We start from the raw sequence: 13479 nt of genomic DNA, 5'->3' as shown, positions 1-13479 counted from the left end.
AAGATGATCGACCTGAGCATTCGTGGCGGCATCGCCCACATCGTCTGGAACCACCCCAGCAAATCCCAAAACCTCATCAACGACGAGAGCTGCGCGGCCTACTTCGAGGTGATTGAGCGCGTCTGCACCGACCCCACCATCAGCGGCGTGCTCATGAGCTCGGCCAAGAGCGACTTCATCGCCGGGGGTGACCTGCAGTGGCTGCTGCAAGCCACCGACCCCGCGCTGATGCAGCAGCGCTCCAAAGACTGGCACCGCGCGCAGCGCCGTCTGGAGACCTGCGGCAAGCCCGTGGCCGTGGCCATCAGCGGCTCGGCCCTGGGCGGCGGTCTTGAAGTGGCGCTGGCTGCGCACTACCGCGTAGGCACCACCGACCCCAAGGCACGCTTTGGCCTGCCCGAAGCCACACTGGGCTTGCTGCCCGGCGGCGGCGGCACGCAGCGCATGCTGCGCATGGTTGGCGCCGTGGCCGCGTTGCCGCTGCTGCTGGAGGGCAAAAAACTGCGCGCCGCCGAGGCACTGCAGCATGGCTTGCTCAACGCTGCGGTGGAGCCCGGCCAGGAAGTAGATGCAGCGCTGGCCTGGCTGCAAAGCGACAAGGCTCACGCCCAGCAGCCCTGGGACCGCAAAGACTTCAAGCTGCCCGGCGGCAGCATGAGCAGCCCCGGCGTGGTGCAGGCGCTCACCGTGGCCAATGCCATGCTGCGCAAACGCGCACAGGGCTTGCAGCCGCAGCTGCTGGACATACTGAGCTGCGTGGTGCACGGCGGCCCCTGCGACATCGACACCGGCCTGGCCGTGGAGGCGCGCTTCTTTGCCCACACCGTGGTGCAGCCCGCCTGCAAGGCCATGATCCGCACGCTGTTCTTCGGCATGCAGGCGGCCAACAAACCAGCGGCCCTCAGCGCAGGCCCACAGCCCACCCCAAAAGCCCAGCGTGTGGGCGTGCTGGGCGCGGGCATGATGGGCGCGGGCATTGCCTACGCCGCAGCCAAAGCTGGTCTGCCGGTGGTGTTGCTGGACGCCACACTGGAGCAAGCGCAGCGCGGCAAGGCCTATTCCGAACAACTGCTGGCCAAGCAGCTGGCACGCGGTGACGATGCCGCCCGCCAGGCCCAAGCCCTGCTGGCACGCATCCAACCCAGCGCCGAGTACACCGACCTGACCGGCAGCGATCTGGTGGTGGAGGCGGTGTTTGAGGACCGTGCGCTCAAAGCCCGCGTCACCGCACAAACCGAAGCCCTGACCACCGCCGACACGGTGTTTGCCACCAACACCTCCACGCTGCCCATCACGGGGCTGGCCGAGGCCAGCAAGCGCCCTGAGCAGTTCATCGGCCTGCACTTCTTCTCCCCTGTGGACAAGATGCCGCTGGTGGAGGTGATCATGGGCCAGCAAACCAGTGCAGCCACGCTGGCGCGCGCGCTGGCCTTTGTGCGACAGCTGGGCAAAACGCCCATCGTGGTGAACGACTCGCGCGGCTTCTACACCAGCCGCGTGTTCTCCACCTATGTGCTGGAAGGCCTGGCGCTGCTGGCCGAGGGCGTGGCACCGGCCTTGATTGAAAACGCCGGCCTGCAAGTGGGCATGCCCGTGGGCCCGCTGGCGCTGACCGATGAGGTCTCCTCGGAGTTGATCGCACGCATCGACCGCCAGACCCAGATCGACTTGGGCGCAGATTACCGTGCCCACCCCGGCCATATCGTGGCGCGCCAGATGGTGGAGTGGGGCCGCATTGGGCGCAAGTCCGGCAAAGGCTTTTACGACTACCCCGCCGATGCAGCCAAGCAGCTCTGGGCGGGTCTGGGCGAGCGCTACGCGGTGCGCCCCGATCAACCCGATGTGCAGGACGTGGTGGAGCGGCTCTTGATGGCGCAGTGCATTGAGGCCGTGCGCTGCCTGGAAGAAGGCGTGCTGCACAGCGCGCTCGATGGCGATGTCGGTGCCGTGCTGGGCTGGGGCTTCCCGGCGGCGCGCGGCGGCCCATTTGGCGAAATCCACAGCCAGGGCGTGAACCGCGTGGTGCAGCGCTGCGAGCAGCTCTGCCGCCAACACGGCGCGCGCTTTGCGCCACCGCAGCGCCTGGTGCAGATGCAGCAGCGCGGCGAAGCCTTCTACCCGCACTGACATGCGCACAGCCGCTGCTCAACAAGGCCCGCTCAGTGGGGTGAAGGTGGTGGAGTTTGCCGCGCTGGGCCCTGCGCCCTTTTGCGGCATGCTGCTGGCCGACATGGGTGCGGATGTGGTGCTGGTGCAGCGCGCCAGCACCAGCCCCGACCCGCTGGAGCTGGGGGCCCACGCCATCGTGCACCGGGGCAAACGCGCCCTGGCGCTCAACCTCAAAGACCCTGACGACCATGCCACAGCGCTGGCCTTGGTGGCGCAGTCGGACATCTTGATCGAGGGCCTGCGCCCCGGCGTGATGGAGCGCCTGGGCCTGGGCCCCGAGGCTTGCCTGGCGGCCCAACCCGCCCTCGTCTACGGCCGCATGACGGGCTGGGGCCAGAGCGGGCCGCTGGCGCAGCATGCCGGGCACGACCTGAACTACGCCGCCCTGTCCGGCGCGGCCTGGTGGAGTGCTACCCCGCACAGCGCCCCCCTGCCCCCGCCCACACTGGTGGGGGATTTGGGCGGCGGCGCGCTCTACTTGGCCATGGGCGTGCTGGCCGCCTTGCTGCATGCCCGCAGCAGTGGGCAGGGCCAGGTGGTGGATGCCGCCATCGTCGACGGCAGCGCCAACCTGCTCAACCTGCTGCTGTCGCTGCACAGCGCAGGCTTGCAGCCCGAGGCGCGTGGCAGCGGGCTGCTGGACGGCCCCTGGTGGTATGGCCTCTACCGCTGCGCCGATGCGCAATGGCTCAGTGTGGCCGCGGTGGAGCCGCACTTTCGCGCCGAGTTGCTCAAAGCCCTGGACCTGAGCGAGGACCCTGTGCTGCGCGATGCTCACAGGCCCTCGCAGTGGCCGACGGCCCGCGCCCACTTGGCCCAAATCCTGTCCAGCCAAACGCGCGAGCACTGGTTGGCACTGCTCCAGGCACGCGGCGCGCACGACGCCTGCTGCACGCCGCTGCTGGCGCCATCCGCAGCCGCGGCGCACCCACACTTGCAGGCGCGTGGCACCTATGTTGAACATCAGGGCGTGTTGCAGGCGGCGGCGGCACCGCGCTTTGAGCACACCCCCTCCCGAGCGTTGGCCGACATCCCTCAGTACGACCAACACGGCGCACAAATCCGCGCCGAACTCCAGGCCCAGCGCCGCCTTTGAGGCTCACCAGTCGCTTGCTCCCGCGCATGCCCACCACCACGTCAGGAGGTCGTTTGAAAACAGTCCGCTTGATGCGCCCAACCCTCGCGGCGCTGACATTGCTCTTGGCCGCCGCGGCGCAGGCGCAAACGCCTTCCGTGCTGCCTAGCGCCGACGCCACCGACCCACAGAAGCTGGGCTGGATGCAGGGCTCGCCCCCGCCGCCCGACAAGCTGGTGCGCCACCAGGACGCCAGCTTTTACAAATTTCCGCAAACGCGCTGGTCCTTTGCCAACTTCCGCCAGTTCCTGCCCACCACCAATGTGTGGCGGGGCACTGGCACCCCAAGTGCGCTGCCCAAGGCCCTGCGCCAGGACATTGATGCGCTGAGCTTCACGCCGCTGGGACAAAGCACCCCAATGAGCTGGGAGCAGTCCCTGGCCGCCAACTACACCGATGCCATCGTGGTGCTGCACAAAGGCCGCCTGGTGTATGAGCGCTACTTTGGCGTCATGAAGCCGCATCAGGCGCACGCCAGCATGTCGGTCACCAAGAGCTTTTTCGGCACCTTGGGTGCCATGCTGGTGGCCCAGGGTCGGTTGGACGAGAACGCCTTGGTCACGCGCTACGTGCCCGAACTCGAAGGCACGGCTTACAGCGATGCCACCGTGCGCCAGGTCATGGACATGACCACGGGCGTGCGCTACAGCGAGAACTATGCCGACCCCAAAGCCGAGGTCTGGGACCACATCCGCGCTGGAGGACTCTTCCCCAAACCCCCAGGCTACAGCGGCCCCAGCAGCTATTACGGCTTTTTGAAGACGCTCAAAAAGGAGGGCGAACACGGCCAGGCTTTCGCCTACAAAACCGTCAACACCGATGTGCTGGGTTGGGTGCTGCGCCGTGCCAGCGGCCAAAGCGTGGGCGAGCTGCTGTCCGAAAGCATCTGGCAAAAGCTCGGCGCGGAGCAAGACGCCTACATGGTGGTGGACAGCGAAGGCAGCGAATTCGCCGGTGGAGGCTTGAACTTGACCGCCCGCGACCTGGCCCGCTTTGGCGAAATGCTGCGCCTCAATGGCCGCTACAACGGCCAGCAAATCCTGCCCGCCAGCGTGGTGCAAGACATCCGCCAAGGCGCCAACAAGGACCACTTCGCCCAAGCCGGCTATGCCCTGCTGGCAGGTTGGAGCTACCGCAATATGTGGTGGGTCACGCACAACGCGCACGGTGCTTTTGCAGCACGCGGTGTGCACGGTCAGATGCTCTACATCGACCCCAAAGCCGAGATGGTGGTGGCGCGCTTTGGCTCGCACCCCTTGGCGGCCAACGCCAACTTTGATCCGACCACCCTGCCCGCCATGCAGGCCCTGGCTCAACACCTGATGCGCTAAGGCGCAGCAAACCCCGCCCCTCAATACAACAGGAGACAAACACCATGCTGTTCAACGACCTGATCCAGCAAGTCTTCCCCGTCGACCCCGGCCGCCCTGCCTTTGTGCAGCTGGATGGGGAAACGGTGAGTTACCCGGAATTCGCACGCCGCTGCCAGTGCCATGCCCAGGCGCTACTGGACCAAGGCGTGCAGCCCGCCCAGCGCGTGGCACTGCTGGGGCTCAACAGCATCACCTACATGGAGCTGTTCATGGCTGTGCCCTGGATGGGCGCGGTGTTGGTGCCACTGAACATCCGCTGGTCGCTCAAGGAGCTGCAATACGCGGTGGAGGACGCCGAGATCACCGTGCTGCTGGTGGACGATGCCTTTGCCAAATTGGCCGTGCAGCTGCGTGAGAAGTGCCCTCGGCTGAGCCATCTGATCTATGTCGGCAACGGCCCCTGCCCCGAGGGCATGGTGCATTGGGCTGCCCACGCCAGCACCACCAGCCCACTCACCACCCCAGCGGCGGTGCGCCCGGACACGCTGGCGGCCATCGTCTACACCGGCGGCACCACCGGCGACCCCAAGGGCGTGATGCACACCCAAGCCTCGCTGATGGCGGCTGGGGTGAACCTCGCCTGCTTGCAAGCACCAGCGGGCGAACAGGTCTATCTGGCCGCCGTGCCGCTGTTCCACACGGCCGGCTTTGGCATGGCCATGGGGCATTTGGTACAGCGCGGCACCCTGGCCATCGTGCCCATGTTCCGGCCAGACCTCGTCCAGCGCGCGGTGCGAGAGTTGGGCGTCACGGGCATTGGCTTGGTGCCCTCCATGCTGGGCATGGTGCTGGACGCGCCGGGCTTCAAGGCCGAAGACTACCGAGACCTGCGTGGCATCTACTACGGCGCATCGCCCATGCCTGCTGGGCTGCTGCGTCGCGTCATGGAGGCCTTTCCGCAGGCCCGCTTCACCCAGGTCTATGGCATGACCGAGAGCGGCATTGCGGCCTCGCTGGACGACCGCTTCCACCGTGGCCCCAATGCCCAGACCCAAGCGGCAGGACAGGTCGGCCCGCTCTACCGCATGTGCATTGAAGACGAGCAGGGCAACCCCCAGCCCCCAGGTGTGCAAGGTGAGGTGGTGATCTACGGTGCGGGCGTGATGGCGGGCTATCTGAACAAGCCCGAGGCCACGCGCGCGGCCATCGGCGGCGGCGGCATGCGCACCGGCGATGCGGGCATGATGGACGCCAACGGCGTGCTGACCCTCATGGACCGAATCAAGGACATGATCATCACCGGTGGCGAAAACGTCTACTCGGTCGAGGTGGAGAGCGTCATTTCCCGCCACCCCGCCGTGAGCGCCTGCGCCATCATCGGCGTTCCCGATGAGCTGTACGGGGAGCGGGTGCACGCCGTGGTGGTGGTGCGCGAGCAGCATGTGCTCACGCTCGAGGCCCTGCGCAGCTACTGCGCCGAGTACATCTCCAACTACAAATGCCCACGCTCCTTGGAGCTGCGCGAAGCCCTGCCGCTGTCGCCCATGGGCAAGGTGCAGAAGAACGAGCTGCGGGCCCCGCATTGGGCTGGTCAAGCCAAGCGCATCAACTGAACCCACCCGGAGCCCCACGATGAACACCCTGCCACGCCTACTCTTGGGCGACGATCACGAAGGCTTTCGCCAAGCCTTTCGCCGTTTTCTTGAACAAGAAGTACAACCCCACCACGCCGACTGGGAAACACAGGGCATGGTGGACCGCGAGCTGTGGCGGCGTGCCGGGGCGCTGGGCTACTTGTGCGCCTCCACACCCGAGCAGTACGGCGGCGCGGGCGTGGATGAGCGCTTTGAAGTCGTGATCATGGAAGAGGTGGCGCGCGCCGGGGCCAGCGGTCTGGGCTTTTCGCTGCACTCGGAAATCGTCGCGCCCTACATCCTGGCCTATGGCAGCGAGTCGCAAAAGCAGCACTACCTGCCGCGCCTGGCCAGTGGCGAGATGGTGGGCGCCATTGCCATGACCGAACCCGGCGCAGGCTCGGACCTGGCCGGTGTGCGCAGCACGGCGCAAGACTGCGGCGAGCACTACCTGCTCAACGGCAGCAAGACCTTCATCACCAACGGCTGGCATGCCGACTTGGTGATCGTGGTGGCCAAGACCGACCCCAGCGCGGGCGCCAAGGGCGTGAGCCTGCTGCTGGTGGAGCGCGGCATGCCCGGCTTTGAGCGCGGCCAGCGCCTGCACAAAGTGGGCATGAAGGCGCAGGACACCTCGGAACTCTTCTTCAACGATGTGAAGGTGCCCAAGGCCCAGCTGCTGGGCCAGCCCGGGCAAGGCTTTGCCTGCCTGATGCAAAAGCTGCCCTGGGAGCGGCTGCAGATTGCCGTCATGGCCGTGGCCAGCGCGCGGCGCGCCATCGAGCTGACGCTGGAATATGTGCAGCAGCGCCACATCTTTGGCAAGCCCGTGGCGCACTTCCAGAACACCCGCTTCAAGCTGGCGCAAATGCACACCGAGATGGAGCTGGGCCAGGCTTTTGTGGACCGCTGCATGGCCCAGATGCTGCAAGGCGAGCTCACCCCCGCCCTGGCCTCCATGGCCAAGGCCTGGTGCACCGAGATGCAAGGCCGCGTGCTGGACGAGTGCGTGCAGCTGCACGGCGGCTACGGCTATATGTGGGAGCAGCCCATTGCCCGCGCCTGGGCCGATGCCCGCGTGCAGCGCATCTACGGCGGCACCACCGAAGTGATGTGGGAGCTGGTGGCCCGCTCCATGGGTTTGGACGCGCGCTGAACCCCGCTGCTTCTGGCCCCAAAACAAGGCTCCCCAATGCCCACCCGCTGGGCGCGGAGCGGGTGGGTTCAACCCATCCCCGCGTCAGATAACACATCTTGGAGACAACAACGTGAGACAACAACGGTCCTCATTCGCGCCCCTGTCCTTGATCGCCAGCTGCGTGGGTCTGCTGCTGTGCGGCAGCACCCAGGCACAGTCGGTCAACCTCTACGGCAAGGTCAATCTGGGCGTGCGCCAAGTCACCAACGCCAACCCCAGCGGCGCCCATGTCAGCCAGCTCAGCGGCACGCAAGACGGTGGCGCCTTTTTGGGCATCAAGGTCAGTGAGGACTTGGGCGGCGGCAATGGTGTGGAAGTCATTTTGGAAAGCAACATCAACCCCGACACCGGCACGCAGCAGTCGGCCGATTTCTTCTGGAACCGCAACTCCCAGATTGCCCTCAAGGGCAGCTGGGGCCGCCTCTCCATGGGTCGCCACATCCCCATGGCTGGTGCCGTGGGCCCACTGCTGTTTGCAGACCCCATGCGAGGCACATCGCTGAACAACGAAATGGTGTGGCTGGGTTCCTACACGGGCCTGCGCTACAACAACATGCTGCAGTACCAGGGCACTTTTGACGGCGTCTATGTCGGTGCGCTCTACACCCCGGGCGAGCAGACCAACGGCGACGCCTATGGCCGCAGCATGGGCGCCTCGCTGGGCTACCAAAAGCCCGGCATGACGGTGCGTGGCGCCTACCAGACCACCGAAGATGGCACTGGCAAGAAGGCCAAGATTTTCTCGGTGGGGGGCAATGTGGGCGTGGGCGCGGGCTTCACGCTGCATGGGGCCTACATCGACGGCAAGTATGACGCGGGCTTTGTGGCCTCGCGCACCTTCGGTGGCGCCTTGCATGGCAGCGCCATCGGCATGTTGATGCCGCTGGCCGCAGAGATGGACCTCAAGGCCTATATCGCCGGCGTGAGCTGGACAGCAGGCCCGTGGACAGCGCGTCTGGGCCTGCACGAAGCCAAGACCAAGGGCGCCACCTGGGTCAGCGCCGTGGCAGGCAAGGGCGATGGCAACCAGCGTCTGGTCTACCTGTTTGGCCAATACGCGCTGTCGCCGCGCACCAGCTTGCAAGCCGGTGTGGACATCAACAAATGGAGCGGCAAGTACGGCAAGTTCTGGGGCTCTGACCTCAGCGCAGGCACCGGCGCCACCCTCAACGGGCACGACGGGCGCACCACCACGCAGCTGGGTGTGAGCCACAGCTTCTAAACACCGCGTGATGCGCGCGCGGACGCCACGCACACACCGTGGCGCCCGCGCCTTGTAAAGCTTCAGGAGAGCCGCATGCCTTCCTTCCCCCGCCGTCTCGCGTCCAGGGCCACCTGGACTTTGTGCTTCAGCGCAGCGCTGGTCGCGCTGTGCTCCACGGCCCACAGCCACTCCAGCGCCGAGCCCGCCCAGGGTGCGCTGGGCGAGTGCAAGAGCCTGACCGTGTTCACCGCACGCACCATCATCACCATGAACCCCGCACACCCCAGCGCCAAGGCTGTGGCGGTGTGCCAGGGCCGCATCGTGGGTGTGGCCGACACGGTGCAGGAGCTCAAGCCCTGGACCGACAAAATCCCCACGCAGATCAACACCCAGTTCGCCAACAGCGTGCTGCTGCCGGGTTTTATTGACGCGCACCAGCACCCCTTCCTGGGCGCCATCACCTCGAACCTGCCGCCCATCGCGTCACTGCCCACAGCACAGGCCTATGGCCCGGACATTGCCGGCGTGCGCAGCGACACCGAAGCGTTCGAGCGCATCCGCCGCTACATCGCCCAAGCCCCCGCGGGCGACGCGCCGGTGCTGGTCTGGGGCTGGGACGTGCCCACCATGGGCCGCCACCTCACGCGCGATGAGCTCGACCGCGTCTCGCCCAACCGCGCCGTGGTGGTGTGGGACGCCTCGCAGCACCATGCCTACGTCAACAGCGCGTTTTTGAGCGTGCGCAAAGTCCCCGAGGACATCAAAACACCGGGCGTGATGCGCGATGCCAATGGGCGGCTCAACGGCCAGTTCCTCGGTGCCCTGGCTGCGGGCGAGCAACTCATCCCCTTGCTGGGCAGCAAGCTCGCCCCCAAAGAGGCCACGCGGCTGATGCGCTGGCTCATCGACCTCAACCGGCGCGGCGGCATCACCACCTCCACCGAGCACTCGCTGGGCCTGTTCAGCGTGGACCTCGAGCCCAAGCTGCTGGACTCGGTCTACAACCGCCCCGACACCCCGCAGCGCCTCATCGCCATCCCCTTCATGCCCGCCATGCTGGCGCGCTACGGTGGCGCAGACAAGGCCCTCGTGGCGGTGAAGGAGCTGCAAGCGCGCAGCACCGAGCGGCTGATGTATCGCGGCATCAAGATCATCACCGACGACAGCTTCAACGGCCTGACCTTCAAACCCGGTGGCCCAGGCTACACCAGTGGCGAGCCGGGCCTGTGGATCACGCCGCCGGACAAGCTCGCCGACCTGCTGCTGCCCTGGTGGCGTGACGGCCAGCAGTTGTTCGTGCATTCGATCGGCGTGCAGGCCCAGGACGTGACCCTGGCGGCACTGCGCCAGCTGCAACAGCTGCACCCGCGCTCAGACCACCGCTTCACCATCGAGCACCTGGGCATGGCGCGCAGCGATCAGGTGCGCGCCATGAAGAACCTCGGCGCTGTGGGCAATGCCAATCCCTACTACCTGTGGCTACGCGGCGAACAGTACACGCAGGTGCTGGGCACCGACCGCTCGCACGAAATGGCGCCCGTGGGTGAGCTGGTGCGCCAGGGCGTGCCGGTGACGCTGCACTCCGACTTCCCCATCGGCCCGCCACGGCCGCTGCTGGCCGTGAGCCTGAGCGTCACGCGCCAACCGCACAGCGCCAAGGCTGCACCCATGGCGCCGGGTCTGCGCACCACGGTGGAACAGGCGCTGCGCATGATCACCATCGACGCAGCCTATGTGCTGGGCGTGGACGACCGGCTGGGCAGCATCGAGGTGGGCAAGCTCGCAGACTTCACAGCGCTGGCGGCCGACCCGCTCAAAACCCAGCCCTACGCGATTCGCGACATCGCCGTGCACGGCACGGTGGTGGGCGGCGCCGTCTACCTCAGCAGCGACATCAAACCCCCGGCCCCCTAAGCCAGGAGGCCCAAGAAGCGCTCACAAAAAGCGCTCGAGCAGCCGCCGCGAATGGCGGTCCAGCCCCAAGCGGTCTTGCACCCAAAAGTGCAGACCGTGGTGGCTGGTGATGAGCAAGCGCCCGTCGGGCAGACGGCGGATGTCCTCTTCGGTCTTGAGGATGAAGTCGGTGGGGCCACGGTCGGTCTGCACATGCCAGTGGCTGGGCGTGGAGAAGGTCGACACCGACACCAGCTGCTGCACCACGGGCGTGATTTCACGCGCGGCCAGCTCTTCTTGCAGCAGCGCGCGCGGGGCGGCCTCCAGCGCCGCGAGGCGCTCGATCCACAGGCATTCGTGGCCGTCACGGCCCACCAGGGCGATGCCCTCGTCGGGCGCGCTCAAAGGGTGGGCGCGCACCGGCACCACACCCTCATGGCGCACCCCCTGGGCGTCCACCAAATCGAGCTGGCCAAAGGCATTGCGGGTCAGGCTTTGAAACTGTGTGGTCATGGCTGCAGGGGCAAATAGTGGCGCCACTCAGGCGTTGGTGGTGTGGGCATGGGCGTTGGGCGGCACCACGATGAGGCCGCCGTCGCTGTCTTGCTCGACGCGCCGCGCCTGCGCCTCCCACAGCCGCCAGTAAGCGCCCTGGGCGGCGATGAGCTCGTCGTGCGGGCCCACTTCGACGATTTCGCCCCGGTCCATCACCACCAGGCGGTCGGCCTTGCGCAGCGTGGAGAGGCGGTGGGCAATGGCAATGGTGGTGCGGCCCCGCACCAGGTTGTCCAGCGCCTTTTGGATTTCCTTCTCGGTCTCGGTATCCACAGCCGAGGTGGCCTCGTCCATGATGAGCAGGCGCGGGTCGATGAGCAGCGCGCGCGCAATCGAGATGCGCTGGCGCTCGCCGCCGGAGAGGCCCTGGCCGCGCTCGCCCACCAGCGAGTCATAGCCCTGGGGCAGGCGCAGGATGAACTCATGCGCATGCGCCGCGCGGGCCGCGGCCACGATTTCTTCGCGCGTGGCGTCGGGCTTGCCGTAGGCGATGTTCTCGGCAATCGTGCCAAAGAACAGGAAGGGCTCTTGCAGCACCAGGCCGATGTGGCGCCGGTAGTCGGCCACGCGCAGGCGGCGCAGGTCCACGCCGTCGATCTTGATGGCGCCTTCGCTGACGTCGTAGAAGCGGCAGATCAGGTTCACCAGCGTGCTCTTGCCCGAGCCGCTGTGGCCCACGAGGCCAATCATCTCGCCGGGGCGAATGTCCAGGCTCAGGCCGCGAATGACGCTGCGGTTGCCGTAGCGAAAGCCCACGTCCTCGATTTGAATCGCGCCCTTGACCGCGCCCATCTCCACGGGCTGCACGGGGTCGGGCACATTGCTGTGGTGGTCCAGGATGTCAAAAATGCGCTTGGCCCCGGCCGCCGCTTTTTGCGTGACCGAGACAATGCGGCTCATGGAATCGAGCCGGCCGTAAAAGCGCCCGATATAGGCGATGAAGGCAGTGAGCACACCCACCGTGATGTCGCCGCCGGCCACCAGGTAAATGCCAAAGGCCCACACCACCAGCAGGCCGATTTCCGTCAGCAGCGCCACCGTGGGTGAGAACAAACTCCAGGTTTTGTTGAGCTTGTCGTTGACAGCCAGGTTGCGCGCATTGGCGTCGTGAAAACGCTGGCCTTCGCGGCGCTCTTGGGCAAAGGCCTTGACCACGCGGATGCCGGGAATGGTGTCGGCCAGCACGCTGGTGACCTCGCCCCAGACGCGGTCGATCTTCTCAAAGCCCGTGCGCAGGCGGTCGCGCACGAGGTGAATCATCCAGGCAATAAAGGGCAGCGGCACCAAGGTGGCCAGGGCCAGCCAGGGGTTGATGGAGAAGAGGATGATGGCCGTCATGCCCAGCATCAGCACATCGGTGATGAAGTCCAGCGCGTGCAGCGACAAAAACACACTGATGCGGTCGGTCTCAGAACCAATGCGCGCCATCAGGTCGCCCGTGCGCTTGGAGCCAAAGTACTCCAGCGACAGCGACAGCAGGTGCTCAAAGGTGGTGGTGCGCAAATCCGCCGCAATGCGCTCGGACACCAGGGCCAGGATGTAGGTTTTGGCCCAGCCCAGGCCCCAGGACAGCAGCGCCGCGCCGAACAGGCCCGCCAGGTAGAGGGCCACTTGCGAGGGGTCGATGCGCTCACCGTTTTGGAACGGGATGAGCACCTTGTCCATGATGGGCATGGTCATATAGGGCGCCACCAGGGTGGCGGCCGTGGAGCCCAGCATGAGCAAAAAGCCCAGCAACAACTGCCCTTGGTAGGGCTTGGCGAACCGCGCCAGGCGCAGCAACACCCAGGTTGAGGGGGGCGTGTGCAGTTCGCGCGCGCAGCTGGGGCATTCCTCGCTGTCTTCGGGCAGCTGGGCCTGGCAGCTGGGGCATTGGGCGGCTTCCTCGCCGCGTGGCCGCGGGGGCTGCTCGCGCTGCGTGAACGCTTCCTCAAAACGCTGCGCCTGCAGGTGCAGCTTCAGGGTGAAGTTCCAGCTGGCCAGGCGGCCGGCCGCGTCGTGCAGCTCCAGCAGGCCCAGCCCCGCTTGGTCTGAGAGCTGCAGCTGCAGCTGCGGTGTCAGGGCCCAGCTGCGCCAGGGAGCCCCCGTGCTGTCGCAGGCCCAAAACCGCCGGTCGGTGAGCACCAACCACGCCGGGCCGAACTGCCTGTCGCCATTCAGGTCAACTTCAAGGCTGGCCAAAACGTTCTCGCCTGTGTCCAGCTGCGGCTGGTTGTGTTCCCAAGAAGACTGGGCCCTTTGTGCGACCGACTGTTGTTGCTGCATCGTGTGGTGTGAAGTTCGAAGTTCGTCGCCAGCGGTGGCTGCAACGCGCTTGGAGATTCTCGCTTAAGCGCACAATGGCGGCTCGCACTCCACTGACCTGACAACTCCACCAA

At 66.5% G+C, this 13479-nt stretch carries 9 protein-coding genes; 7 read left to right on the top strand and 2 right to left on the bottom strand.

Annotated features, from left to right (window positions below):
• The first annotated feature begins 3 nt into the window (after positions 1-3).
• From ACG0Z6_RS11500 to ACG0Z6_RS11470, 7 genes are all read left to right on the top strand, one after another.
• The gene (locus ACG0Z6_RS11500; RefSeq protein WP_394461497.1) at positions 4-2127 is read left to right on the top strand and encodes a 3-hydroxyacyl-CoA dehydrogenase NAD-binding domain-containing protein; all 2124 of its coding nucleotides are present in this window, start codon (positions 4-6) and stop codon (positions 2125-2127) included.
• A gap of 1 nt (position 2128) precedes the next feature.
• Positions 2129-3265, top strand: a complete 1137-nt coding sequence (locus ACG0Z6_RS11495; RefSeq protein ID WP_394461495.1) for a CaiB/BaiF CoA transferase family protein — start codon at positions 2129-2131, stop codon at positions 3263-3265.
• Positions 3266-3336: 71 nt separating this feature from the next.
• Complete coding sequence (locus ACG0Z6_RS11490; protein ID WP_394461493.1) at positions 3337-4635, top strand: serine hydrolase domain-containing protein; 1299 nt, start codon at positions 3337-3339, stop codon at positions 4633-4635.
• A 44-nt stretch (positions 4636-4679) separates the two neighbouring features.
• Entirely contained in the window at positions 4680-6230 is a 1551-nt protein-coding gene (locus tag ACG0Z6_RS11485) for a class I adenylate-forming enzyme family protein (RefSeq protein WP_394461491.1), read from the top strand.
• Positions 6231-6249: 19 nt separating this feature from the next.
• On the top strand, positions 6250-7407 hold the full coding sequence (locus ACG0Z6_RS11480; protein WP_394461489.1) for an acyl-CoA dehydrogenase family protein: 1158 nt from the start codon (positions 6250-6252) through the stop codon (positions 7405-7407).
• 112 nt (positions 7408-7519) lie between these two features.
• Positions 7520-8671, top strand: coding sequence for a porin (locus tag ACG0Z6_RS11475; protein ID WP_394461487.1), 1152 nt, complete (start codon positions 7520-7522; stop codon positions 8669-8671).
• Positions 8672-8746: 75 nt separating this feature from the next.
• Positions 8747-10567 carry an amidohydrolase gene (locus tag ACG0Z6_RS11470; protein ID WP_394461485.1) on the top strand — a complete coding sequence of 607 codons (1821 nt, stop codon included), beginning with the start codon at positions 8747-8749 and terminating at the stop codon, positions 10565-10567.
• Between the two features lie 21 nt (positions 10568-10588).
• On the opposite strand, the gene ACG0Z6_RS11465 is transcribed toward ACG0Z6_RS11470, so the two are convergent.
• Together ACG0Z6_RS11465 and ACG0Z6_RS11460 are read right to left on the bottom strand one after the other, a co-directional pair.
• A complete protein-coding gene (locus tag ACG0Z6_RS11465; protein ID WP_394461483.1) occupies positions 10589-11059 on the bottom strand; it encodes a cyanophycin metabolism-associated DUF1854 family protein in 471 nt (156 codons plus the stop codon).
• A 27-nt stretch (positions 11060-11086) separates the two neighbouring features.
• On the bottom strand, positions 11087-13366 hold the full coding sequence (locus ACG0Z6_RS11460) for a cyanophycin metabolism-associated ABC transporter (protein WP_394461481.1): 2280 nt from the start codon (positions 13364-13366) through the stop codon (positions 11087-11089).
• Positions 13367-13479 lie beyond the last annotated feature (113 nt).

The organism is Roseateles rivi (assembly GCF_043555845.1).
In the GTDB taxonomy this organism is placed as follows: domain Bacteria; phylum Pseudomonadota; class Gammaproteobacteria; order Burkholderiales; family Burkholderiaceae_C; genus Roseateles; species Roseateles rivi.
Note: the sequence above shows the minus strand (reverse complement) of the source record. Positions and strands in the feature narration are given on the sequence as shown.

Bases quoted from the DNA above. Each gene is read 5' to 3' on its own strand.
- ACG0Z6_RS11485 (WP_394461491.1), top strand. From the start codon at position 4,680: ATGCTGTTCAACGACCTGATCCAGCAAGTCTTCCCCGTCGACCCCGGC.
- ACG0Z6_RS11500 (WP_394461497.1), top strand. From the start codon at position 4: ATGATCGACCTGAGCATTCGTGGCGGCATCGCCCACATCGTCTGGAAC.
- ACG0Z6_RS11490 (WP_394461493.1), top strand. From the start codon at position 3,337: ATGCGCCCAACCCTCGCGGCGCTGACATTGCTCTTGGCCGCCGCGGCG.
- ACG0Z6_RS11480 (WP_394461489.1), top strand. From the start codon at position 6,250: ATGAACACCCTGCCACGCCTACTCTTGGGCGACGATCACGAAGGCTTT.
- ACG0Z6_RS11470 (WP_394461485.1), top strand. From the start codon at position 8,747: ATGCCTTCCTTCCCCCGCCGTCTCGCGTCCAGGGCCACCTGGACTTTG.
- ACG0Z6_RS11465 (WP_394461483.1), bottom strand. From the start codon at position 11,059: ATGACCACACAGTTTCAAAGCCTGACCCGCAATGCCTTTGGCCAGCTC.
- ACG0Z6_RS11495 (WP_394461495.1), top strand. From the start codon at position 2,129: ATGCGCACAGCCGCTGCTCAACAAGGCCCGCTCAGTGGGGTGAAGGTG.
- ACG0Z6_RS11460 (WP_394461481.1), bottom strand. From the start codon at position 13,366: ATGCAGCAACAACAGTCGGTCGCACAAAGGGCCCAGTCTTCTTGGGAA.